Raw genomic sequence first — 24,795 nt, forward strand, 5'->3', positions numbered from 1 at the left:
AGCATGAAAAAAGCTTTTGTTTTAGTGGATTATCAAAATGATTTTATTGATGGAAGTTTAGGTTTTGATAAGGCTTTAAAAATCAAAGAAAATATTCTTAAAGCCTTAAATCAAATCGATTTTAATAACACGCATTTGCTTTTAACCTATGATACGCATGATGAGCATTATCTACAAAGCAAAGAAGGTTTAAATTTACCTGTAAAACATTGTATTAAAGAGAGTTTAGGTTGGCAAATGCCAAAGGAATTTGAACCTTTTTTACAAAAAGCTCATAAAATTTTTTATAAAAATACTTTTGGTAGCTTAGAATTAGCTAATTTCATACAAAAAAGCGATTATGAAGAACTTCATTTTGCAGGGCTTGTTTCTCATATTTGTGTGTTTTGTAATATCATTCTAGCTTTTGGTGCTAAGCCTAATGCAAGGATAATTTTACACCAAAATTTAAGTGCAAGTTTTGATGAAAATTTAGAAAAATCCGCTTTTGATATACTTAGGGCTTATGGTATTGAAATTGTTTAATGCAAGGCTTTATACTTCATACTCAAAAAGTTAAAGATGAGGATTTGATCGTTTATATTTTAAGTCCTAAAATGCTTATCAAGGCTTATCGTTTTTATGGACTTAGACATTCTAGTATTTTAAGCGGCTATAAAATCGACTTTGCTTTAGAAGAAAATCCTAGTTTTTTACCAAGACTTAAAGATGTATTGCATTTGGGATTTTTATGGATTATGCAAAGGGATAAAATGCTTATTTGGCAAGAATTTATCCGTCTTTTATATAGACACTTAAAAGATGTGGAAGAGCTTGATAGTTTTTATTTTGATTTACTTGATGAGTGTGTGAAAAGGTTTGAAAAACAAAATCCAAAGCGTGTTATTGTTGATGCTTATTTAAAAATTTTGGAATTTGAAGGAAGATTGCATAAGGATTTTTTTTGTTTTGCCTGTGATGAGAAAATTCAAAATTCCATTACATTGCTAAGGGCTTTTTTACCTTCGCATTCTCAATGCGCTTTAGGATTTGAGTTTGAAGAGAAAAAACTAAAACAATTTTATAGCAGTAAAAATTGTGCGATTTTTGATGATGAAGAAATAGAAAATTTATATCATTTGATTAAGGAAGGTTTATGATATTAAGTGATGAAAAATGTGATTTTTTAGAGTCTATAGCAAGTTTTTTAAGTCCTAAAGATGTGGAGCTTGTTTTTGTGGATAGTAAAGAAATGCAAGAAATTAACTTAGAGCAAAGAAAACAAGATAAAACCACTGATGTACTTTCTTTTCCGCTTGAAAATATCGATGAGAGTTTGCCTTTGGGTTCTGTTGTGATTAATGTGGATTTGGCAAAAGAAAAGGCTAAAGAGTTAGGGCATAGCTATGAAGAAGAAATAAGCTTGCTTTTTATCCACGCTATGCTTCATTTACTAGGTTTTGATCATGAAAATGATAATGGAGAAATGAGAGAAAAAGAGAAAGAACTTATAGAGTATTTTAATTTACCTAAAAGTTTGATTGTAAGGACTTTGGGATAACTCCACCCCAAAATGGAACAGATCTTGCTTATATTATTTTAATATATTTAGGTTGAAGGCAGAAAAATCTAAATTAAGGAATTAATATGAGTATCTTTAGTATCAATGATAACTCAAACTATGGTTCTATACTTTCACAAGCAAAAGCTAATAAAGAAAGTAAAGAAAATTCTAAAATAAGTTTTGCTAATGCTTTTTTAAAACAAAATGCTAGTAAATTAAATGAAATTCAAAATGCAAATTCACAAACTCTAGCAAGAAGTGAAGTATTAAATTCTACTAATACAACAAATACTAGCAATAATACTAATTTTAGTATAAGTAGTAAAACAAATTCTCCTAATTATGATATATCAAGTGAATTTAAAAACTCTATTTATACTCTAAAATATAAACAAGTAGATTTAAGCACTGATACAGCCTATGGTTATAGTGTAGATAAAGATGGTTATATGGGAAGTGATTTTAACAAAGCCGCAGGATTGCCAAATGATTTTAAGATACATAAATCTACTTTGGATGAGATAGAGAGATTTAATCAACATGGTATGGCTGATGAAACTAGTGGTAATTATTATGATAGTTTTGATATGGTTTCTATTGTTAAATCCTATTATAATAGTTTTAATCAAGTAATAAGTGCATTTCCAAATGATAAAACAAGTTTTAGCGAAGCTGATTTAGAGCAATTACCAAAAGGACTAAATTATGGTCGTAATGAAAACAAAGAAAAAATTGTAAAAAATATATTTAATGCGGAACAATTTCACGAAGCACAAGCGATTAAGTATTCTACTATGAATTTAGGTATGAACCTTATGAAACTTGACTTTTCTCCGCAAAGCATGGAGCAAGGACCTTCAAATGAAGGTGAATTTAATCCTGATATGTCAGTTTATCCACAAAATGAAGATGGGAATTATTCTAAAGAAGCTTTATTTATGAGTTTTTTAAAATCCTATCCGCCTTTTCCATCTCCAAATCAAGTTGTTTTTAGTCCTGAAGCAAAAGTTCGTGAAGCAAAACTTGAGCTAGAAATGAAAGCAAATCCTTCTTTTAGCGTTTCCTTAGATGACATTATGACAGGAAAAGTTGATTTTGCAAGTTTATTAAAAGGTTATGCACAAGATGGCTGGCTTGATGCAGATATATATGCAATGGAAAAAGGAGTTGCTTGGCAAAATACAAGCATAGGTTATGGTGGAGCTTGGTTTGATAATCAGTTTAATCAAGCAAAAGCTAATGGTTGGAAAGCAAGCAGTGAAAGTATAAATTCTTATGTTGGATCTATAATGGATAGACTTAATAATCTTATAGGACAAACTAGGGTTTAGAAAAAACTTTCGATTTTTTCTTGCATTATCTTAGCATCATTGATACGATTGACTTCATCTCTAAAGGCTGAAGCGTCTTTATGCCCTTTAGAATACTCGTGTAAATGCTTGCGAAATATACTTACGCCTTGATCTTTGTAGTGTTTTATCATTTCATCAAAATGAGTGAGTATGATTTCTTTTTTGAGTTTTTCATCTACACTTTTACCGCTTTTGATTTCATAAAATATCCAAGGATTTCCCACGCTTGCACGCCCTATCATGAGTCCATCGCATTTTGTGATTTTATAAACTTCTTTAGCATTTTGTGCGTTAATATCGCCATTTGCAATCACAGGAATACTAACGCTTGCTTTAGCACTGGCAATGGATTCATAATCGGCTTTTCCGCTATAAAGCTGTTTTCTTGTGCGTCCGTGGATACTTATAAAATCCACCCCCAAGCTTTCACAAATTTTAGCCATTTTTTCAGGATATTTTTCATTAAATCCTAGTCGAAATTTCACACTTGTAAGGCTTTTTTTATTGTTTTCTTTAATCACTCCTACAAGATTTTTAAAAAGCTCTAAATTTTCTAGCAAAGCACTGCCAGCACATTGTTTAACAACTTTATTTACAGGGCAACCGCAATTAAAATCAATCCCATCTACAAAATCCATTTCATTTAACATTTGCACTGCTTTTTTTAGCACTTCTTTATCTCCACCTGCAATTTGGACTATATAGGGATTTTCTAATTCAGCTCTTTCTAGCATATGTAAAGTTTTAGAACTTTCATAAACTAAGGCATTAGAACTTATCATTTCACTTATGGTAATATCAGCACCAAATTTTTTTACTACATTACGAAAAGGCAGATCTGAAAAACCTGCCATAGGGGCTAAAAATAAAGGTTTTTTGCTAAAATCTATCATTGTATGAGTTGGTTTAGATCGATTTTGATATTTTTTTCACGCAAGACTAAAAAGGCTTTAAAATCATTAAATTTCTTATCATCATTGTGAATTTGTTCTCTTAACTCATCTAAAAGTCCAAATTCAGCTAAAAGATATAAATGTGCTCTTAAAGCTTCGCTTTTTTCATTTTTAATTTTGTTAAAAATTCCTAAAATAGCATCAGGATTTAAAAGTTTGGTACTTAGTTTTGCTGCGTTAAGATAGTCTTTTTCGCTTAGTGTATTGTGTGAAAGTAAAACTTCATATTCTGCTACACTAAGTTCTAAATTTCCTTCTTTAAAACGTTTGATAAGTGTGAGAACTTCAGAAGGCTTTTTAGGTATTTTTACATTTTTAATTTGCTCATAACTAGCTTTTTCTATAAGAGTGTTAAAAGCAATTTCTTCAAATTCATCTTTGATTTCATTAAGATTTTTAAGTTTGTTATAGGCATAATTTGCATCGTTTTTGAGATGATTTTTTTCATTTTGCAAATATAAAACATTGTTATTTTCGAGTTTAAATTTGCTAAGGTTAAAAAATTCGTTTTTATTTAAACCATCAATAAGATCTAAAATTTCATTAATTTTATTTGAGTGTGGAATTTTTTCATGTGTTTTTATGGTTTTAAAAAGTTGTGCTACAGCTCTAAATTCTTTTGTTTGAAAAGTAGTTTTAAGATCTTTTTCAAGGAGCAAATCTTGAGTATAAGCTTCAAATTTAGCTGCATCTTTAAAAAAATGCTTAAATTTTAAATAACGCAAAAATCCATAAAATGCTATGTGTAAAACGGCTAAAATCATATAAATAAATAAAGGAATAACAAGCCATATCATAATAGGTAGTTCAAAAGTATAAGTGCTGATATTTAGAGTATAGCTTCCTAGTTCTAGATGCCAAGCAAAGGCAAAAATAAGTGCTATATAAATAAAACTTGCAAGTAAGAAGAGTTTAATTTTCATGTTTTTTTCCTTGTTCTGCAATTTGACGGCAAGTGATACAATATCTTGCGTGAGGTTTGACTTTTAGTCTTTGAGAGTCGATTTCATCATCGCAAGATTCGCAAATTCCATAAGTGCCGTTTTTGATTTTATCTAAAGAATCTTCGATTTCTATAAGTTCTTCTTTGAGATTGGTACTGATAGCAAAGTCAATTTGAGAGCCTGTTTCTATGACAGAAAAATCTACACTATCGCTTGGGACGCTATTGTGAAGAGCTTCGATTTCATTTGAATTGCTTTGCAAATTTTCTAAGATGGCTTTTTTTCTTTCTTCTAAAATATTTTTGAAATTTTGTATTTCATTTTTTTTCATTTTAAAACTTTCTATTTGTGATAAGGGTGATTGTTGTTGATACAAAATGCACGATAAATTTGTTCTAAAAGTAAGGTTTTAACAAATTGATGTGCTAAAGTAAGTTTGCTTAATGATAGTCTAAAATCCAAACTTTGATTAAATTCTTCTCTTAAACCATAAGCACCGCCTATAAAAAAACTTAATTCATTTTTATCTTGGATGAGTTTTGCAAATTCTATACTTGTAAGATCTTTCCCTTTTTCATCAAGAGCGATACAATAGCCTTTTTTATAAGGCATAAAAGCTTCTTCATAGCTTTTTTTTGCTTCTATGGCATTTAAATTTTGAGCTAAGGCTATTTTTTTATTAAAAACATTTATTTCTTTTAAAGTGGCGTATTTGGAGATGAGTTTAGAGTATTTCTCACTCCAAGTTTTAAATTCATCACTTTTTTGAATACAAAAGATATTAACTTGCAAATTATTTTCCACTAAAAAATTTTAGTACATCGCTAAGATATTGTTTTTGTTCTCCTCTTTCAACTATAGCATCTATAAGTCCATGTTCTAACAAGAACTCTGCTTTTTGAAAACCTTCAGGTAAATCTGCTCCTATAGTTTGTTTGATAACTCTTGCACCAGCAAAACCTACTAAAGCTTCAGGTTCAGCGATGATTAAATCTCCAAGCCAAGCAAAAGAAGCACTTACCCCACCCATAGTAGGATCAGTTAAAATGCTAATATAAGGAAGTTTTTCTTTGCTAAGAAGTTTAAGTGCAGCACTAGTTTTGCTCATTTGCATCAAAGAATAAGTACTTTCTTGCATTCTAGCTCCACCGCTTGCACTTACGATGACAAGAGAAGTTTTGCTTGTGATAGCTCTTTGTATAGCTCTAACAATTTTTTCTCCTTCAACAGAACCTAAAGATCCGCCCATAAAAGAAAAATCAAATACAACAAGTTGGGTTTTTAAACCATTGATTTCACATTCTCCACTGATGACAGAACTTTTTCTACCTGTTTTACTTTCACCTTCGCTAAGGCGTTTTTTATAGGATTTGCTATCAACAAATTTTAAAGGATCTATAGCTTCTAAATTTGCATCATACTCAATAAAACTGCCTTCATCGCTTAAAAGTTTAATACGTTCATCAGCTGAAATTCTCATGTGATAATTGCATTTAGGACAAACATTAAAACAAGATTCTATTTCTTTATAATACATCAAAGCATGACAACTTTGGCACTTTACCCAGTGATTTGGCGCTTCTTTAACGCTAGGTTGTTGTCTTCTTATTTTTGAAAAAATATCTGCAAAATTCATATATTCACCTAATTATTTTTTAAAAATTCTAAGATTATATCAAAAATTTTTTTGTCTTGGCTTAGGAGAAGGAAATTTTCATTTTTTTCTATATATAAATTTTGATGAATTGCTAAAGCAGCTGCTGTATCAAAAATTCGTGTTTTTCCAAGAATTAATACAAAACTAAAATACGAAGCATAAGCAAGACTTAAGGCTGTTGCACCCAAAGAGCGAAATTTTAATTGATTTTTTGTTAAAAAATCGAGAAGTTCTGGATAAAGTGAAATTTTTTCAACTATACCTATTTTAGAAAATAGATTAGGTGTTAAGGGTGAGTATTTTGGATCGGAAAGATTGGATTTAAAAGCTTGTTTGTTATTAAAAGCAAAAATTTCTTGACTGACAAGATTGCAAACAAAAGCGCTTTTTGCCTGATCTTTTTCCATAAGAGCTATAGAAGTTCCATAAAATGGTATTTTAGAAACAAAATTTGAACTTCCATCCAAAGGATCAAGAATCATTTGTTTTGGGCTAGCTTTTCCGATCAATCCGCTTTCTTCAGAAAAAATTTGTCCAAAACAACTAAGATATTTTATGAAAATTTGTTCACATTTTAAGTCAAGCTCATAGCCTTGATTTTTATCATAGCCTAATTTAGAGCAAAGTTTAAGATCATTTTGTGGGATATTGTTTAGATACTTGCGTATTTGCAAATTTGCATTCAAGCAAGCATCTAAAAATTCTTTCATTAAAAGCGTGTTCCAAGATTAAATTCAAAACTATTAGTATCATCACCTTTTTTATCATTAAGAGGTTTGGCAAATACAAGTTGTAAAGGTCCAATAGGTGTAATCCATTCAATGCCTATACCTGTACTCATTCTTTTTATTTCATCTAAATTTTTACGCCCTATCATACCATAATCAAAAAACACGCTACCACGAAGTTTGATTCTATCAATCAAAGGAAAACTAAGTTCTACGGAATTGGCAAAAGCTATAGTTCCACCTACTTCATCTCCCCATTGATTTTTAGGACTTACTGTTCTGCTTTCAAAACCGCGTATCGATCTAATACCACCTAAATAAATTCTTTGGTTAATTGGTAAATAACCTTCATCCCATACTTTATAAAAACTCGCTTTATAGCGATAAATAAGATCATATCCTATATAGTCTTGCAAACCTTGATAAAAGTTAAATTTAGAGCTTGATGAAATAAATTCTTGATCTCCGCCAAGTCCAGCGTATTCTAAACTAGTTGAAGCAATAATACCTGATCGTGGCAGATAATAATCATCTGTATTGTTAAAGGTGATTGCTGGAGTTATAGAGCTTTTAATACTTTTGCCAAGTTCATATCCTGTTCTTAAAAGAGTTGGACTTAAGTGATATATATCGCTTTGTTCAAGATTATAAGTTAAGCTTACATTATAGTATCTTGCAAATTGGCGTCCAACTGTTATATCAAAGCCGTAATTTTTTTCTGAATAATTATCCCATTCATAGTCATTTGAATAAAGTGTTCCACCCAGACTATATTGACTATCAAGAACGCGTGGATTTACGAGACTAATCCTTCCCGATAAAGTATCATCGCTTTTATCTACGCTTACAGAGCTTTTTATTCCTGAACCAAAGATATTTGTATCCGATAAAGAAGCGTTAAGCAAAATACCATCGCTTGATCCATAGCCAATGCCTCCAGAAATAGCTCCTGTAGAAGCTTCTTTAACATCAACAATCAAATCAATATGTGTATTATCAACTTTTTCTTCTTTGATATTTACATCGTCAAAATAAGAAGTTCTTTTTAAAGCATTTTTTGACTCGCTTAAGTCTGTTCTATTGTATAAATTACCTTCTGTTATATATAATTCTCGGCGTATGACGCGATCTACGGTGCGTGAATTTCCTGAAATAATAACATTTCTTATATAAACTTTATCGTGAGGGATTACTTTAAATACAACGGTGGCTTCTTGAGTTTGATCATTTTTTTGAATATCAGGATAGACTTCTACAAACGCATAACCCAAATCAGCACTTTGTGTTTCTATGGTTTTAACATCTTTTCTAATGTCTTCGATATTGATAGTTTTGCCAGCGCTTGATCTTAAATCTTTTACGGTTTGTGCATTTTGCTTATCATCAAATAAAGGATTTTCTATGCTTATACTTTTAATTTTATAAGGCTTTCCTTCTTTGATAAAATAAGTCAAATTTGCTTGATAAGTATCTGTGTAGGTTTTAAGATAAGGGGAGGATACTTGAACATCTAAATATCCTTTTTTCATATATTCATCAGCAATTCTTGAACTATCGTTACTAAGTTCAAAAACTTTTAATTTTCCATCATTGCGTCCCCACATCCATCCCATAAATTCTTTTTCTTTGTTAACAACAGCAGGTTCTATATCAGAATATGAAAATTTCTTTGCTCCACTTAAATGAACATTATCAATAATGATATTTTCACCACGATTTACTATAAATTCAAGCTCTAGTCCATCAGTATTTTCTAAAGTCTTTTTTTTGTATTCTACAATAGTATCAAAATAACTTTTTGCTTCATAATAAGCTTTAATGCGTTCAATAGCTTCTTTTATACTTCCTTCATCAAGTAGTGTACCTCTTTTAATCCCTAAAATACTTTCAACTTGTTTTCTATCATTGGAAGCTATACCTGTTATACTAACCTTTGCTATAGTTGGTTTTTCAGTAACTATAATTTCCAAAATTCCATTGTTGTTTTCTACTGCAATATTTTCGAAATAATTTTGTTTATAAAGATTAAGAATAGCAGTGTTGATTTTTGCAGGATTTATTTCCTCGCCTATTTTAAGCCCCGCGATATTTATAGCGCTTGTGTTCGATAAATGATTTAATCCGATAAATTTAATATCTTTAATGGTTGCTGCATTGGCCATAGCAACTAAAGCACAAATACTAATAAGATGTTTTTTCATTGATTTTTTACCTAAAGCTTTATTAAAAGCTGTATAATAGCAAAAAAAATTTAACAAAAAAACTAAGGTAGAAAGTATGAAAATAGCAATTATAGGGCTTGGGCTTATGGGTGGATCTTTAGGGCTTTGTTTGAAAGAAAATAAGCTTATTTCTTGTGTTTATGGTATGGATTTAAGCAAAGAAAATGAAAAAGATGCCCTGCAATTAGGTCTTATTCATGAGCTTATAGAATTTAAAGATTTAGCTTTATGTGATATGATTTTTGTCGCAACTCCTGTTGATGCTATTATAGCAATTTTGCAAAAGTTAGTTGATTTGCCTTCTAATGTAACAATTATAGAGCTTGGAAGTACAAAAAGAAAAATTATAGAAAGTTTGCCTAAGAATTTAATCAAACAAACTCTTTTTGCTCATCCTATGACAGGAACTGAAAATTCAGGTCCAAAAGCAGCTTTTAAAGAGCTTTATAAAGATGCAGTTTGTGTTCTTTGTGATAGTGAAATAGCTGATGATTTACATCAAAAAAGAGCGGTAGAAATTTTTTCTCATTTAGGGATGAAAATTGTTTTTATGGATAGTAAAGCCCATGATCATCATGCTGCTATTATTTCTCATTTGCCTCATGTTATAAGTTTTTCTTTGGCAAATTTTGTAATGAAGGAAGAAGATAAAAGAAATATAGTTCATTTAGCCGGAGGATCTTTTAAAGGTATGAGCAGAATTGCCAAATCATCGCCACAAATGTGGGAAAGTATTTTTTTACAAAATAAAGATAACTTATTAAGTTCTATTGATTTTTTTCAACAAGAATTAGAGAGATGTAAACAAATGATACAATTAGACAAAAACGATGAATTAAGAGAATGGATGAAACAGGCTAATACCCTAAGAGAAATTTTATAAATTTGCTAGATATTTACTGAAAATATAATAGAATTTATATTAAAAGCAACAAAAACATTGAAAATTTTTAAGGAAGGTTATGGCAAAAAGAAAAGGCAAAACTTATTTATCTGTTTTAATTTTAGTTTTAATAGCAATTTTGATTTTTTTTATTTCAAGATTAAGTATTTTTGAAAAAAATCCTCCTCAAATTTTAATGCCAGATGTTGTATATACTGATCTTAAAAAACCTATTTTAGTGCATATTAAAGATGATGAAAGTTCTATCAAAAACGTACAAATTATATTGCATAAAGACGACAATACTAGTGCAATGGTTATAGCAGATGAAAAGATTTCTAATTTAAAAGATATTACCTTACAAGTTGCTTTGCCAAAATTTGGTTACAAAGAAAATGTAAAATCTTTTGTTTTGGAGGCGATAGCTAAAGATTCTAGTTTTTGGAATTTTTTTAGTGGCAATGAAGCAAGAAAACAAATTGCGGTATTAGTAGATAATACGGCTCCAAAAATCAATATCATAAGCAATTCTTACCAAATCGAGCAAGGTGGTGCTGGGGCAGTTGTTTTTAAGGCTGATGATGCTAATTTAGATAAGGTGTATATAGAAACAAATAAAGGTAAAATCTTTAAAGCCACACCTTATGTAAAAGAAGGATATTATGCGGCTTTGATTGCTTGGGATGCAAGAGATGAGGAATTTCGTGCATTTGTTATCGCTACGGATAAAGCGGGCAATATTTCAAAAGAACGTATAAGGTATTATTTTGTTAATCGTAAATATCGTGTTTCAAATATCAATCTAACGGATAAATTTTTAGATGGAAAGATTGAGAATTTAGCAAATCAGTACGCTCCAAAAGATAATAATCTCAATCGTTATGAAAAATTTAAGTTTGTCAATGAAACTTTAAGAAATAGCAATGAAAAACTTATCCATGAAATCACTTCAAAAGTACCTGAGGAAAAAATTGATAATTTTGATTTGAATTTATTTTTACCTCTTAAAAATGGTATGAAAGTAGCGGATTTTGCTGATCATAGGTATTATTCTTATAATGGGCAATTTGTGAGTGATTCTTATCATATGGGGCTTGATCTAGCAAGCGTAGCACAAGCTCCTATCATAAGTAATAACGCAGGCAAGGTTGTTTTTGCTGCTGAAAATGGAATTTATGGTTTAAATTTAATTGTTTATCATGGTTTTGGAGTATATAGTCTTTATGGGCACTGTTCTTCTAAAAATGTTGATTTAGATGAAATGATTAATAAACAAAGCATTATAGGCAAAACAGGAACAAGTGGTTTAGCCTTAGGCGATCATTTGCATTTTGGAGTTTTGGTTCAAGGGGTTGAAACGCGTCCTGAACAATGGCAAGATAAAAAATGGATAGAAAATAATATTTACAATGTTTTAAATGATGGTAAAAAGATAATTTTAGGAAAAAATTAATGAAACAATTAACTTTAGCAAAAACTGTCAAAGGCGTAGGTATAGGACTTCATAAGGGTGAACCCATAGAAATTACTTTAGAGCCTTTAGAAGCAAATAGTGGTATAGTATTTTTTAGAAGTGATCTTAATGCAAGCTATAAGGCAAGTCCTGAAAATGTGATCAATACTCAAATGGCAACTGTTTTAGGAGATGAAAGAGGGTTTATTTCTACAATAGAGCATTTAATGAGTGCGATTAATGCTTATGGAATCGATAATGTACGCATTGTTTTAAATGCAAATGAAGCTCCTGTTATGGATGGATCAAGTATTAGTTTTTGTATGATGCTTGATGAAGCAGGGGTAAAAGAACTTGATGTGCCTAAAAAAATTATGGTAATTAAAAAGCCTATAGAAGTAAGAGATGGTAATAAATTTGTGCGTTTAACTCCTACTAAAGAACCCCGTATTAATTACACAATTAAATTTGACAATGCTGTCATAGGTGAACAAAGTTACAATTTTGAATTCAGCAAAAAAAATTATATAGAAAACATAGCAAGGGCTAGAACTTTTGGTTTTTTAAAAGATGTTCAAGCTCTTAGGAGTATGAATTTAGCACTAGGTGGAAGTTTAGAAAATACTATAGTAGTAGATGAAAATCGTATTTTAAATCCTGAGGGTTTGCGTTTCAAAGATGAGTTTGTAAGACATAAAATTTTAGATGCAATTGGAGATTTAACCTTACTTGGATATCGTGTTTTTGGAGATTATACTTCATATGCTGGGAGTCATCATTTAAATCATTTACTTACTAAAGAAGTTTTAAAAGATAAAGATGCTTATGAAATTGTAAGCCTTGAAAAAACAACCCAAAAAGCTTATGAAAAGGTATTTGCATAAAAACTTCTCTTTTACTTAATACTTTATCTAAGCCTTTAATGATCGGAATTTATCAAGATGATAAACTTATAAAAACTTATAAAAGTGAAGAAAAAGCAAGCGAATTTTTACCAAAAATTTTAGATGAATTGCTTAAAGAATATGATTTTACAAGTTTAATCTATGCTAATGGTCCAGGTTCTTATATGGGGATTAAAATTTCTTATGTAAGTTTGAGTACTTTAAGTATAGTAAAAAATATTCCTTTATTTGCGGTGAGTGCTTTTGAATTAAATGGCTATAAACCCATAAGTGCAAATAAAAATTTTTGTTTTGTATATAAGGAAGGTGAAATTTGTTTAGAGCAAAATATCCCAGCAGAGTTTTTTTTACCAAAAAATTTACAAGAGCTTAAACTAAATAATGATAATCTTCCCTTTTATTTTTTAGATGCAATTTAGGATGAAATTTGAAAATTTTAGTTCCAGCTACGAGTGCGAATTTAGGGCCAGGTTTTGATTGTTTAGGACTTAGTTTAAAGCTTTTTAATGAAACTCAAATCCAAAAATCAGGTGTTTTTAGCATTAGTATTGGAGGCGAGGGAAGTGATAATATTTTTCTTAAAAAAAACAATATATTTGTAAATATTTTTTATGAAATTTATGAAAAACTAAGCGGAAAAAAAGATAATTTTCGTTTTATTTTTCAAAATAACATTCCTCTTTCAAGAGGATTAGGAAGCTCTTCAGCTGTGATTGTTGGAGCTATTGCCAGTGCTTATTATATGAGTGGATTTAAGGTAGAAAAAGAACGTATTTTAGATGAAGCTTTAATTTATGAAAACCATCCAGATAATATCGCTCCAGCTACTCTTGGTGGTTTTGTGTGTTCTTTGGTTGAAAAAAATAAAGTTTATAGTATCAAAAAAGAGATTGATAAAGATTTAGCTGCTGTGGTTGTGATCCCAAATTTGGCAATGAGCACGGAACAATCACGCCAAGCTTTGGCCAAAAATTTAAGTTTTAATGATGCGGTTTTCAACCTTTCTCATGCTTCATTTTTAACCGCTTGTTTTTTGGAGAAAAAATATGAATTTTTAAAATTTGCAAGTCAAGATAAGCTCCATGAAATCAATCGTATGAAAAACTTACCCGAGCTTTTTGAAGTGCAAAAATTTGCCTTAGAAAATAAAGCTTTAATGAGCACACTTTCAGGTTCGGGATCGAGCTTTTTTTCTTTAGCTTTTAAAGATGATGCTTTAGCTTTAGCAAAGAAAATACAAACAAAATTTAAAGATTTTCGTGTGCAATATTTAGAATTTGATGATAATGGCTTTGAAATTTGCTAAAAAATATAAAAAAAAGATATAATTTTGAAAAAACATATACCAATTAGAATGTGCATAGTGTGTAAAAACCGCTTTGAGCAAAATATGTTATTTAGATTTAAAGTTGTTTTAGGAGATATTGTGCCTAAAGCAGAACATGGAAGAAGCGGATATTTATGTCAAAATTGTATTGAGAGAGAAGATAAAGTCTTACAAAAAGCATTTTCTAAAATATGTAAAAATTTAAATACTAAAATTACTCAGCAAGGACTTAAGGAGATATTTTTAAATGGCAAAGATTAGAATTCATGAAATCGCAAAAGAATTAGGTTATGATAGTAAGGAAATTATTGAAAAGGCAAATGAATTAGGACTTGGAATTAAAACAGCATCAAATGCTGTAGAACCTGAGATTGCGGCAGCTATTTATGAGTATATACAAACAAGAGAAATTCCAGAAGCTTTTAAGAAAAATATCAAAACTCCTACAGCAAAAAAGCCTAAAAAAGAAAATATAAAAGAACAAGAAAAGCTAAATGAATCTGAAAAAAAAGAACCTAAAAAAGAAGAAAAGCTTAAACAAGAAGTTAAAAAAGAAGAATTAAAAATTGAAAAAGAAAATGCAAAAGAGGAAGAAAAACAAGAAATTATTGATGCTCATAAGCCACAAAGCCTTGCTAGTGCAACTTTAGCCAAAAGACGCGGACTTGTTATTGTTAAAAAGAAAAAAGACGAAGAAGAAATTCAAGTTAAAAAAGAAGAAGTAAAAAATTCAAATGATATATCTATCAATAATGAAGAGCGCTTAAGTTTAAAAACTATGTTTTCAAATGCTGATGAGAGTTTAAAGAAAAAGAAAAAAGAAAAAAAATCTTTTGTTGCGAGTAAAAAAGAAAGTACCGAAAAAATGAATTTTTTAGATGAACATGATTTTGGTGATATTTCTTTAGATGATGAAGATGAGGTAGTATTACCTGATTTTAGTGTAAAAGAACAAGAAAAACCACAAAATATCAATAAAAAACAACCTAATTTTATAAGACAAGCTGTTGGAAATTCTGCGGGTTTTGGGCTTGAAGGTGGAATTCAAAGAAGAAGTCGTAAAAAACCATCTAAAAAGATTGAAAAAAAGGAAGTAGAAGAAGTAGGTAGCGTTGCTATTTCTAAAGAAATTCGTGTGTATGAATTCGCTGATAAGATAGGAAAAAGCACTAGTGAAGTGATTTCAAAACTTTTCATGCTTGGAATGATGACAACAAAAAATGATTTCTTAGATGAAGATGCGATTGAAATTTTGGCTGCTGAATTTGGTATAGAGATCAATATCATTAACGAGGCTGATGAGTTTGATTATGTAAAAGACTATGAAGAAGAGACTGATGAAAAAGATTTAGTGACTAGAGCGCCTGTGATTACCATCATGGGGCATGTTGATCATGGTAAAACTTCTTTGTTAGATTATATCAGAAAATCACGCGTTGCAAGTGGAGAAGCAGGGGGTATTACCCAACACGTGGGTGCTTATATGGTAGAAAAAAACGGGCGTAAAATTACTTTTATCGATACTCCAGGTCACGAAGCTTTTACTGCTATGCGTGCAAGGGGTGCAAGTATCACTGATATTGTAATCATCGTTGTAGCCGCAGATGATGGGGTAAAACCACAAACCAAAGAAGCGATAAATCATGCTAAAGCAGCAGGTGTGCCTATTATTATCGCTATTAACAAAATGGATAAAGAAGCGGCAAATCCCGATATGGTAAAAACTCAACTTGCAGAAATGGAAATCATGCCAGTAGAATGGGGCGGATCTTATGAATTTGTAGGAGTTTCGGCTAAAACAGGAATGGGGATTGAAGATTTACTTGAGATCGTGCTTTTACAAGCTGATATTTTAGAACTTAAAGCCAATCCAAAAAGTTTTGCTAAAGCAAGCATTATAGAAAGTTCTGTGCAAAAAGGGCGTGGTGCGGTGGCTACTATCATCGTGCAAAATGGAACACTTACTGTAGGAAGTACCGTGGTTGCAGGCGAGGCTTATGGAAAAGTGCGTGCGATGAGCGATGATCAAGGTAAAGCCTTAAAAGAAATTAAACCAGGCGAATGTGGGGTTATCGTAGGGCTTAGTGAAGTAGCAGATGCAGGTGAAATTTTAATCGCAGTAAAAACCGATAAAGAAGCAAGAGAATATGCTAATAAACGCCACGAATACAATCGCCAAAAAGAACTTAGCAAATCCACTAAAGTTAGCATTGATGAGCTTGGAGCTAAGATCAAAGAAGGTAATCTAAAAGCCTTGCCTGTTATTTTAAAAGCTGATGTGCAAGGATCTTTAGAAGCCTTAAAGGCAAGTTTAGAAAAACTTAGAAATGATGAGATTAAAGTGAATATCATTCATAGTGGAGTAGGAGGAATCACGCAAAGTGATATAGAGCTTGCAAGTGCGAGTGAAAACTCTATAGTACTAGGTTTTAACATACGCCCAACAGGGGAAGTTAAAGAGCGTGCTAAGGATAAAGGCGTAGAAATTAAAACTTATAATGTAATTTATAATCTTTTAGACGATGTAAAAGCCTTACTTGGTGGTATGATGAGCCCGATTATTTCTGAAGAGCAATTAGGACAAGCAGAGATTAGACAAGTGATCAATGTACCAAAAATCGGACAAATCGCAGGTTGTATGGTAACTGAAGGGGTGATTAATCGTGGAGCCAAAATTCGCCTTATCCGTGATGGAGTTGTGGTTTATGAAGGAAATGTAAGTTCGCTTAAACGCTTTAAAGATGATGCTAAAGAAGTGGCAAAAGGCTATGAGTGTGGCGTAGGTATAGAAGGGTGCGATGATATGAGAGTGGGTGATTATATAGAAAGCTATAAAGAAGTAGAGGAACAAGCAAGTCTATGAACCCAAGTGAGATTAAAAAACTACGCACTGAAAGTATCTTAAAAGAGCTGATCCCTGAAGCTTTAGCAAATTTAGATGATGAAAATTTGAAAAATTTGTGTGTAGTGGATGTAGAGTGTAAAAAAGGCAGATACGATGCTTTTGTGTATCTTGATAAGATGTTTTTTAATGTTCATGAGCAAGAAAAAATTTTATCTTCTTTAAAAAAGGCAAGTAGAGCTTTGCAAAATTACTGCATGAGTGAGCAGGGTTGGTATAGGTGTCCGAATTTTCATTTTAAATTTGATGATAGGCTTGAGTATCAAAACCATATGGATGCACTTTTTGAAAAAATAAAAAAGGATAAAAATGAATCTTGAAGCCCTTTGCAAAGAAGCAGGACTTAGTTTTTATGATGATGAGCTAGTAAGTGAAAATGGCAGAAAAATTTATAGAATTTATGTGCAAAAAGAAGGCGGGGTAAATCTTGATGATTGTGCAAGACTTAGTGAAATTTTATCGCCTATTTTTGATGTAGAGCCACCTGTAAATGGGGAGTATTTTTTAGAAGTATCTTCACCAGGACTTGAAAGAAAACTTAGCAAGATAGAACACTTTGCTAAAAGTATAGGTGAACTTGTGAAGATTGCAACCAATGAAAAAGAAAAATTCGAAGCAAAAATCATTGCTGTAGATGATGAAAATATCACTTTAGAAAATTTAGAAACTCAAGAAAAAACTACTATAAATTTTAATGATATAAAAAAAGCTAGAACTTTCATTATATGGTAAAATTTAGTTTTACTTATCTTTTTGAATTAAAGTCTAATATAAAGTAATATATATAATAGTCAGGTTTATTTTGTAATATTTGGATAATAATTTTAAATTATCAAAAATAAAGGATATATTATGATTGTATTGTCATCTGATGATAAAAAGAGGTTTAAAAAGTATTTAGTAGATTTTTTTCACAATGCTTACAATGGGAACAAATTGTCATCTAAAGATGAGGTAGTTAATTTTAATTTTTTTAAAAAATATGATTTTTACGTTGATTTGAGTTATGGAAAAGGAAATGTAGCTAAAATCCCATGGATTATATTTATAAGAATGGATACTCAAGAATATAAAGCTTCTTATGGTGTTTATGTGTATTGTGGTATAAAAAGAGAAAATAGAGAAATTGTTGTTTGTATTGGAGAAAGTGAAGATAAGACAGTCAATTATTTAGCAAGAAATAAAGTCGATGAGTATAATGCACAATTTAATCATCAAGTTTATAATTATTCAAATTTAAGCAATGATATTAATTTAATTGTGGATAAAATTATTTTAAATATGCAATGGTTTAAAGAATTACCTCTAAATGAGATTCAAGATATAAATATTAATACGCTTGAAAGTAAAAGCTTAGAAGTGGAAAATAATGTGCAACAAATATCAAGTAAAATGGAAAATAAAAATATGCCTTTAAATCAAATTCTTTATGGGTCTCCAGGGACAGGAAAAACTTATCATACTATAGATAAGGCTTTGGAAATCTTGGGTGAAAATTTAGAAAGTAGAGATGAGAAAAAAGCTAAATTTGATGAGTATGTAAAAAATGGACAAATAGTATTTACTACTTTTCATCAAAGCTATGGATATGAAGAATTTGTAGAAGGTATAAAGCCTCACATAGATAGCGAAGAAAATTCTAAAGAAATAAAATATGAAATAAAAGATGGAATTTTTAAAGAACTTTGCGAAAAAGCTTTAGAAAATAGGGATAGTATAAAAAATTTTAATTTTTATATAGATAAATTAAAAGAAAAAGTAAAAATAGATGATAATAATCCAGAAAAATATTTTGAATTACCAAATACTAAATATTCTATTCAATATAGAAATGGAAAAACATTTAGAATTAAATTTGATGATATGAGTAAAAATCATAAAGATTATCCAGTAAGTATAGATAATATAGAAAAATTATATAAAACTTCTAATATAGATGAAATATATAATTCAGCATATGTTAGAGCTATATTAAATTATTTAAAATTGCAGGGTTTAGAAGATTACAAAGAAAAAGATGAAAAAGTAAATTTACCTTATATAATCATCATCGATGAAATCAATCGCGGTAATGTAAGTAAGATTTTTGGTGAGCTTATAACCTTGATAGAAGCTAGCAAAAGGATAGGTGAAAAAGAAGAGTTAAAAGTGACTTTGCCTTATAGTGGCAAAGAATTTGGAGTACCTAAAAATGTTTATATCATAGGCACTATGAATACAGCCGATAGAAGCATAACTTCTCTTGATACAGCTTTAAGAAGAAGATTTGAATTTATTGAGATGATGCCTGATGTGAGCAAATTATCTATGGATTGTGAAGGTATTAATTTACAAGAATTATTAAAAGCTATAAACACTCGTATAGAATATTTACTAGATAGAGAAAAAACCATAGGTCATGCATTTTTTATAAGTGTTGAAAATTTAGAAGATTTAAAAAAGGTTTTTAAAAATAAAATCATCCCACTTTTGCAAGAGTATTTTTACAATGACTATGCTTTGATTGACGCAGTTTTAAATAAAAATGGTATGTTGGAAATTAGTGTTGAAAATAAAGATTATTTAAAAAATATGACAGAATTTATAGAAAGCGATAAGATTGTTTATAAATTTAGTGATAGTAATAATTGGAGTAAAGATACTTTTATAAAAATATATGAATAATGAAAACAAGTAATACTTTTTCCATCATCGAATACCAAGCTTTTTCTAAAGAAGATTTAAAAGAAATTTTCAAAGAAAAGGCCGAAGGGTTTTATAAAGAGCTAGAAGACTTTGCAAAAAATAATGAAAATCTTCTAGGCTTTAAAAACAAAAATTCCTTAAAAGCTAAAAATTATGTCGGCATTATACAGACTAAAAGCGGGGTTTTGGAGATTTTGCCAAAATGCACGAATTTAGATAGTTATAAAAAAGAAGATAGTTCTTCAAATCATGACAAAGAAAAACTAAGAAGATGTTATGAATTAGACAATATTTCTAAAAATAATGATTTTTATGAAAAAGATTTTAAATTTAATCCTAAAAATCTTTTGATAAATATGCTAAAAACCTTAAAAAACTCCCCCTTTAAAAAATCGCAAATTTCATCTTTGCAAAGTTCTAAAATTCCTTTATTTGAAGTGTTTATCACTATGTTTTTAGATGAATTTGATAGCGTATATAAAAAAGGCTTGATGAGATCTTATCTAAGTTGCGAAGAAAATAGGGCTTTTTTGAAGGGAAAATTACTATTTAACGAGCATATCAAGCGAAATTTGATACACAAAGAAAGATTTTTTACAAGCAATGATGAGTTTGTTTTAGATATAGCACCCAATCGTTTGATAAAATCAACGCTAAATTTTTTAAAATCAAAAACAAGTTTGAATAAATTTAGACTTATAAAAGCCATGCAAATGCTTGATGAGGTAGAATTTTCTAAAAATTATGAAAAAGATTTTAGCTATAAAATTTCAAGACATTTTGATTATTATGAAAACTTGCTTTTATGGTGTAAAATTTTCTTAAAAAATGAAGGTTTTATGCCTTATCATGGTAAAAATGAAGCTTTTGCTTTGCTTTTTCCTATGGAGAAAATTTTTGAAGATTATGTAGCTTATATGCTAAAAAAAGTAAATCCAGCTCAAGATATTAAAGTTCAAAACAATGGAAAGTATTTAATCTCAAAAAATGATGAAAATTGTTTCATGTTAAAGCCTGATTTATATATAGAAAATAAAATGATCCTAGATACCAAATGGAAAATTCCAAATGATAGTGAAGATGAGAAAAAACAGGGTATAGAACAAAGCGATTTGTATCAAATGTTTGCTTATGCTTGCAAATTTAAAATTTATGATATTAAACTTGTGTATCCTTTATGTGAAAAAACTCAAGATTTACAAAGAAAAATCGCAGAAAAATTTTTTGTTTTTAAGGCAAGCGAACATTTGTATTTTAAAGAACAAGGGCAAAAAGATATAAAAGTGCAAGTATTTTTTGCACCTTTACCTTTTTAAAAATTTGCCTATCAAATGCACTAAAAAACCAAAACAAGCTACAGCTATGATGCAAGCACCGCTTGAGAGATTAAGATAATAGCTAAGTATAAGTCCTAAAACACAAAAAATCATACTTAAAAAACTTGCCAAAATCATGATAAAGCCAAGTCTTTTAGTAAAATTTTCAGCAATAAAGCTTGGGATACTAAGTAAAGCCATAACTAAAATAAGCCCTACAAGGCGTATAGAAATAACTATACAAAAAGCCATAAGGGCGATTAAAAGATAATGAAAAAAACTTGTATTGATACCACGAACTTTTGCAAATTCCGCATCAAAGCTTAATGCTTCAAATTGTCTATAAAATAAAAAGATCAAAAGCACCACCACGCTATCAACCAAAGCCATAAGCCATAAATCTTGTGTTCCTACAGCCAAAATGCTCCCAAAAAGATAAGCCATTAAATCTGTGTTATAACTAGGGCTTAAATCGATTAAAATAATCCCAACAGCCATTCCAAAAGCCCATATTACAGCGATAATACTATCACTTCTGTGTTCATAGTGTTTAGCTAAAAAAGCTACTAAAAAAGCCAAAAATAAAGTAAATATTCCCGTGCTTAATAAAATAGGCAAAGAGAAATAAAAAGCTATACCTATACCACCAAAAGCCCCATGTGTTATACCTCCAGCCATAGAAAAAAGGCGATTTATCATCACCAAAGTGCCTATGATCCCACAAGCTATACTGACTAAAATCGCTCCTAGTAAAGCGTTTTGAAAAAAGGTGAAATTTAAAATTTCAAGCATTATTTTCCTTTGAAAATTTTAAACAAAAATTTTCTTTTTTAAATTCTGTTTTTTTCAAATTTCTTCTTGTAAATTCTTGTTCGCATAGTTTTTTACTATCGCAATTTTCTTCATCGCAAAAACAAGTATTTAAACTCATTTCTACATCACAAAAATGAGAGTGGTTTTCGTATAAGTGTTTTAAAAATGAACTTTTTTCTTTTTCTTTAGTATTGGTATGCAAGAAAAGTTCTTTGTTTAAATGTGCAATTTTATCGCTATAAGCTAATACAAGGTTGATATCGTGACAAATGAGTAAAATTCCCATACCTTTTTGGTGCAAGGAGCTTAGAAGTTCAAAAATTTGTATAGCAGACTTGTTATCAACGCTTGCGGTAGGTTCATCTAAAATAAGCATCTTACATTCACTAGCTAAGGCTCTTGCGATAAAAACACGTTGTCTTTGTCCCCCGCTTAGAGAATCAATTGTTTTGTTCCAAAATTTTTCCATTCCTACGCTTTTTAAAGCTTGTATAGCTTTTTCTTTATCTTTTTTCCCATAAAAACCAAAAATTTTTTTACTTACAAGTCCCATAAGAACGATTTCAAGTACTCTTGGACAAAAATTAGGATTGGCTAGAGTGTGTTGAGGAACATAGCCTATTTCTTTTCTTTGAAGAGCTTTGAAGTGGATTTCATTTTTGGATTTTAAAAGTCCTAAGATAAGTTTTACGAGTGTTGATTTTCCTGCGCCATTTGGACCTATGATAGAGAGAAAGTCTTTATTGTCATAGCTAAGATTGATGTTTTTTAAGATGATTTCATTATTATAAGCGTAGTTTAGATTAGAAATTTCAAAAAAAAGCATCAAAAAACCTGATTATAAATTATGAGAAAAGGCATCAGCAGTTTTTAAAAGCTCATTTTCCCAATCATAAGATAAATGATCTATTTTGTAAATTTTTGCATCACATTCTTTAGCAAGTGTTTTTGCTGCATTTTCAGGGAAACCATTTTGAACAAAAATGACTTTTAAATTTTTATTTTTCATTAGAGTGATAAGTTTTTGCAAATCTTTGCTTTTTGGTTCCTTGCCTAAAATTTCTACAGGAATTTGCGTAAGATTATAGCGTTTTGCAAAATATGTCCAAGAAGGATGATAAACTACAAATTCTCTATTTTTTAATTTTTCTAATTTTGAGGCAATTTGTAAATTTAAACTATCCAATTCTGCTAAAAATTTATCTAAATTTTCTTTATATAAATTTTCATTTTGTGGATATTTTTGAATCAAGGTGTCATAAATATTTAAAGCCATAGTTTGGACTAAAATAGGATCTAGCCAAGTATGAGGATCAAAATGCTCATGTTCGTGGTGTTCATGCTCATGAGAGTGTTCGTGTGTATCATGAGTTTGAATCAAAGCTATGTTTTTTTGCATATTTACAACTTGAAGTTTTGAAAAATTTTGTTTAAATTTATCCGTAAAAACTTTTTCAAATTCTAAGCCTATAGTGAAATAAATATCACTTTTTTCAAGTTTTTTCATAGTACTTGGTTTAAATTCAAAATTATGCTCATTGCTATTTGGGGGCAAAATAACATTGACATCTAGAGTATTTGCAGCTATTTTTTTAACAAAAAATGCTTGAGGTGCTATACTGACACTAACTAAATTGCTACTAGTATTTTGTTCTTGCTCTAAATTTTTAGCTTGTGTGAAAGTATAAAATATCCCTAAAGATAAAATAAATAATAGAATTTTTTTCAAAATATTTCCTTCGATATAAATTTTTTAAATTATAACGATATTAAGCTTAATACATAGAATTTTCGAAGCGATATTTATTTAAATAAAAATAATAAATATAAATTAATTTAATATTTATTAAATGAAATTTTTTATCACTTTTATATTTAAGTAAAAATTTAGATTTTTTAATTTATAATTCTTAAGAAAATTTAGCATTATTTTATATTTTATAAAATTAATGTTAAAAGTTCTTTTACAAAAATTAATTAAATTTAAAAGGAAAAATATGAATAATATCAAAATAAAACTTTCTGTTATTGCAAATTCAATTGCAATTTTTGCTTTAAGTATTTTGAGCATCATTAGCTTTTACTTTACAAAAGATTCTTTGTATCAAAGTACGCTTTATACTGAAACAGAACTTCTTAAAGCAACACAAATTTCTATAGAGGATTTTAGATCCAGAAATATATCTTTGCTTAATACTCTTGAAAAAGATATATTAAAATTACCCTATGAAGCACTAAATTCTCAAGATAACATAGTTAATAATGTAGGGGCCATATTAAAATACTACCGCAATAGTGGAAATTTGCTTGCTGTTTATATTGGTTTAGATAATGGTGAAAATATCATGAGTAGTGATCTAAGCGAGAAAAAAAATACTAATATAACTATAAATGGAAAAGCCAACAACTATAATGCAACTACTAGGGAATGGTATAAAGAAGCTAGAAATAGTAATCAAATCTATATAACCCCAGCTTATATTGATGCTGTTAGTAATGAATACTGCATTACTTACTCTAAAGCTCTTTATAAGGATGGTAAATTTATTGGTGTTTTAGGAATTGATATTTTATTAACTAGTTTACAAGATCAAATCGCTAGAACTCCAGGCAATACCTTTGTTTTTGATAATAAAGATAAAATTTTTGCAGCCACCAACGAAGCTTTATTAGATCCTTCGGTAGACCATTCTCCTGTTCTAAATGCATATAAACTCAATGGTGATAACAACTTCTTCTCTTATAAGTTAAATAATGAAGAAAGACTTGGAGCTTGTACTAAAGTCTTTGCTTATACAGCTTGTATTACCGAAAGCGCTGATATTATAAATAAACCTATATTTAAAGCAGCATATATACAAGTTATAGCCTTAATTGTTATGATATCTATTAGCATCATCCTCCTTTATTTCATCGTATCAAAATACCTCTCCCCACTTGCAGCTATCCAAACAGGTTTAACTTCATTCTTTGATTTTATCAACTATAAAACAAAAAATGTTTCTACTATAGAAGTAAAAAGCAATGATGAATTTGGACAAATCTCAAATGCTATCAATGAAAACATTCTTGCTACTAAAAGAGGCTTAGAACAAGACAATCAAGCCGTTAA

General features: G+C 29.7%; 26 protein-coding genes. 16 read left to right on the forward strand and 10 right to left on the reverse strand.

The features are described from left to right. Window positions 1–3 precede the first annotated feature (3 nt). From SR62_RS00415 to SR62_RS00430, 4 genes are all read left to right on the forward strand, one after another. The gene (locus tag SR62_RS00415; protein WP_002785057.1) at window positions 4–525 is read left to right on the forward strand and encodes an isochorismatase family cysteine hydrolase; all 522 of its coding nucleotides are present in this window, start codon (window positions 4–6) and stop codon (window positions 523–525) included. Then, window positions 525–1,139: a recombination protein RecO gene (gene recO, locus SR62_RS00420; RefSeq protein ID WP_002851895.1), complete on the forward strand. Its 615-nt coding sequence runs from the start codon at window positions 525–527 to the stop codon at window positions 1,137–1,139. Before SR62_RS00415 ends, recO begins: the two co-directional genes overlap by 1 nt. Continuing rightward, window positions 1,136–1,540, forward strand: a complete 405-nt coding sequence (gene ybeY, locus SR62_RS00425) for an rRNA maturation RNase YbeY (protein WP_002857275.1) — start codon at window positions 1,136–1,138, stop codon at window positions 1,538–1,540. The genes recO and ybeY overlap by 4 nt, the downstream gene beginning before the upstream one ends. Window positions 1,541–1,626: 86 nt before the next feature. After that, window positions 1,627–2,874, forward strand: coding sequence for a Cj0814 family flagellar-dependent secreted protein (locus SR62_RS00430; protein ID WP_147502217.1), 1,248 nt, complete (start codon window positions 1,627–1,629; stop codon window positions 2,872–2,874). On the opposite strand, the gene SR62_RS00435 is transcribed toward SR62_RS00430, so the two are convergent. Genes SR62_RS00435 through bamA form a run of 7 tightly spaced genes read right to left on the reverse strand, consistent with a single transcriptional unit; the run spans window position 2,871 to window position 9,378 of the window. After that, entirely contained in the window at window positions 2,871–3,788 is a 918-nt protein-coding gene (locus SR62_RS00435; protein WP_002868942.1) for a tRNA dihydrouridine synthase, read from the reverse strand. The genes SR62_RS00430 and SR62_RS00435 overlap by 4 nt on opposite strands. After that, window positions 3,785–4,771 carry a hypothetical protein gene (locus tag SR62_RS00440; protein WP_002868941.1) on the reverse strand — a complete coding sequence of 329 codons (987 nt, stop codon included), beginning with the start codon at window positions 4,769–4,771 and terminating at the stop codon, window positions 3,785–3,787. Before SR62_RS00440 ends, SR62_RS00435 begins: the two co-directional genes overlap by 4 nt. Then, a complete protein-coding gene (gene dksA, locus SR62_RS00445; RefSeq protein ID WP_002851949.1) occupies window positions 4,761–5,123 on the reverse strand; it encodes a molecular chaperone DnaK suppressor DksA in 363 nt (120 codons plus the stop codon). The genes SR62_RS00440 and dksA overlap by 11 nt, the downstream gene beginning before the upstream one ends. An 11-nt stretch (window positions 5,124–5,134) precedes the next feature. After that, on the reverse strand, window positions 5,135–5,584 hold the full coding sequence (locus tag SR62_RS00450; protein WP_002857335.1) for a 23S rRNA (pseudouridine(1915)-N(3))-methyltransferase RlmH: 450 nt from the start codon (window positions 5,582–5,584) through the stop codon (window positions 5,135–5,137). 1 nt (window position 5,585) lies between these two features. Then, a complete protein-coding gene (gene accD / locus SR62_RS00455; RefSeq protein ID WP_002851791.1) occupies window positions 5,586–6,428 on the reverse strand; it encodes an acetyl-CoA carboxylase, carboxyltransferase subunit beta in 843 nt (280 codons plus the stop codon). An 8-nt stretch (window positions 6,429–6,436) separates the two neighbouring features. After that, window positions 6,437–7,159, reverse strand: a complete 723-nt coding sequence (locus tag SR62_RS00460; protein ID WP_002851687.1) for an inositol monophosphatase family protein — start codon at window positions 7,157–7,159, stop codon at window positions 6,437–6,439. Then, window positions 7,159–9,378: an outer membrane protein assembly factor BamA gene (gene bamA, locus SR62_RS00465; RefSeq protein ID WP_002869859.1), complete on the reverse strand. Its 2,220-nt coding sequence runs from the start codon at window positions 9,376–9,378 to the stop codon at window positions 7,159–7,161. Before bamA ends, SR62_RS00460 begins: the two co-directional genes overlap by 1 nt. 76 nt (window positions 9,379–9,454) lie before the next feature. On the opposite strand from bamA, the gene SR62_RS00470 reads away from it, so the two are divergent. From SR62_RS00470 to SR62_RS00520, 11 genes are all read left to right on the forward strand, one after another. Next, window positions 9,455–10,282 (forward strand): prephenate dehydrogenase, encoded by an 828-nt coding sequence (locus tag SR62_RS00470; protein WP_002860599.1) that lies wholly within the window; start codon window positions 9,455–9,457, stop codon window positions 10,280–10,282. Between the two features lie 79 nt (window positions 10,283–10,361). Then, window positions 10,362–11,735 carry a M23 family metallopeptidase gene (locus SR62_RS00475; protein ID WP_002876253.1) on the forward strand — a complete coding sequence of 458 codons (1,374 nt, stop codon included), beginning with the start codon at window positions 10,362–10,364 and terminating at the stop codon, window positions 11,733–11,735. Continuing rightward, window positions 11,735–12,619: a UDP-3-O-acyl-N-acetylglucosamine deacetylase gene (lpxC, locus tag SR62_RS00480; RefSeq protein ID WP_002869857.1), complete on the forward strand. Its 885-nt coding sequence runs from the start codon at window positions 11,735–11,737 to the stop codon at window positions 12,617–12,619. The genes SR62_RS00475 and lpxC overlap by 1 nt, the downstream gene beginning before the upstream one ends. A 38-nt stretch (window positions 12,620–12,657) precedes the next feature. Further along, on the forward strand, window positions 12,658–13,059 hold the full coding sequence (locus SR62_RS00485) for a tRNA threonylcarbamoyladenosine biosynthesis protein TsaB (protein WP_002851789.1): 402 nt from the start codon (window positions 12,658–12,660) through the stop codon (window positions 13,057–13,059). A gap of 8 nt (window positions 13,060–13,067) precedes the next feature. Then, window positions 13,068–13,946 carry a homoserine kinase gene (thrB, locus tag SR62_RS00490; RefSeq protein WP_002851909.1) on the forward strand — a complete coding sequence of 293 codons (879 nt, stop codon included), beginning with the start codon at window positions 13,068–13,070 and terminating at the stop codon, window positions 13,944–13,946. A gap of 24 nt (window positions 13,947–13,970) precedes the next feature. Then, window positions 13,971–14,228: a DUF448 domain-containing protein gene (locus tag SR62_RS00495; RefSeq protein ID WP_002859353.1), complete on the forward strand. Its 258-nt coding sequence runs from the start codon at window positions 13,971–13,973 to the stop codon at window positions 14,226–14,228. Continuing rightward, a complete protein-coding gene (infB, locus tag SR62_RS00500) occupies window positions 14,215–16,830 on the forward strand; it encodes a translation initiation factor IF-2 (RefSeq protein WP_002867809.1) in 2,616 nt (871 codons plus the stop codon). The genes SR62_RS00495 and infB overlap by 14 nt, the downstream gene beginning before the upstream one ends. Next, complete coding sequence (rbfA, locus tag SR62_RS00505; protein WP_002778650.1) at window positions 16,827–17,189, forward strand: 30S ribosome-binding factor RbfA; 363 nt, start codon at window positions 16,827–16,829, stop codon at window positions 17,187–17,189. The genes infB and rbfA overlap by 4 nt, the downstream gene beginning before the upstream one ends. Then, the gene (rimP, locus tag SR62_RS00510) at window positions 17,179–17,601 is read left to right on the forward strand and encodes a ribosome maturation factor RimP (RefSeq protein ID WP_002935258.1); all 423 of its coding nucleotides are present in this window, start codon (window positions 17,179–17,181) and stop codon (window positions 17,599–17,601) included. The genes rbfA and rimP overlap by 11 nt, the downstream gene beginning before the upstream one ends. A 120-nt stretch (window positions 17,602–17,721) precedes the next feature. Continuing rightward, window positions 17,722–19,533, forward strand: a complete 1,812-nt coding sequence (locus tag SR62_RS00515; protein WP_052805899.1) for an McrB family protein — start codon at window positions 17,722–17,724, stop codon at window positions 19,531–19,533. Continuing rightward, window positions 19,533–20,870: an McrC family protein gene (locus SR62_RS00520; protein WP_002859357.1), complete on the forward strand. Its 1,338-nt coding sequence runs from the start codon at window positions 19,533–19,535 to the stop codon at window positions 20,868–20,870. Before SR62_RS00515 ends, SR62_RS00520 begins: the two co-directional genes overlap by 1 nt. On the opposite strand, the gene SR62_RS00525 is transcribed toward SR62_RS00520, so the two are convergent. Genes SR62_RS00525 through SR62_RS00535 form a run of 3 tightly spaced genes read right to left on the reverse strand, consistent with a single transcriptional unit; the run spans window position 20,859 to window position 23,412 of the window. Further along, window positions 20,859–21,662: a metal ABC transporter permease gene (locus SR62_RS00525; protein ID WP_002903408.1), complete on the reverse strand. Its 804-nt coding sequence runs from the start codon at window positions 21,660–21,662 to the stop codon at window positions 20,859–20,861. The two genes, SR62_RS00520 and SR62_RS00525, sit on opposite strands and share 12 nt — an antisense overlap. Beyond that, window positions 21,655–22,509, reverse strand: a complete 855-nt coding sequence (locus tag SR62_RS00530; RefSeq protein ID WP_002910485.1) for an ABC transporter ATP-binding protein — start codon at window positions 22,507–22,509, stop codon at window positions 21,655–21,657. Before SR62_RS00530 ends, SR62_RS00525 begins: the two co-directional genes overlap by 8 nt. 12 nt (window positions 22,510–22,521) lie before the next feature. After that, window positions 22,522–23,412 (reverse strand): metal ABC transporter solute-binding protein, Zn/Mn family, encoded by an 891-nt coding sequence (locus SR62_RS00535; protein WP_070316337.1) that lies wholly within the window; start codon window positions 23,410–23,412, stop codon window positions 22,522–22,524. A gap of 268 nt (window positions 23,413–23,680) precedes the next feature. Between SR62_RS00535 and SR62_RS00540 the strand changes: the two genes are divergently transcribed. Further along, window positions 23,681–24,795: cache domain-containing protein (locus SR62_RS00540; protein ID WP_187106210.1), on the forward strand; the 1,115-nt coding region annotated here is incomplete at its 3' end.

The organism is Campylobacter sp. 2014D-0258 (assembly GCF_008000495.1).
Taxonomy (GTDB): Bacteria; Campylobacterota; Campylobacteria; order Campylobacterales; family Campylobacteraceae; genus Campylobacter_D; species Campylobacter_D jejuni.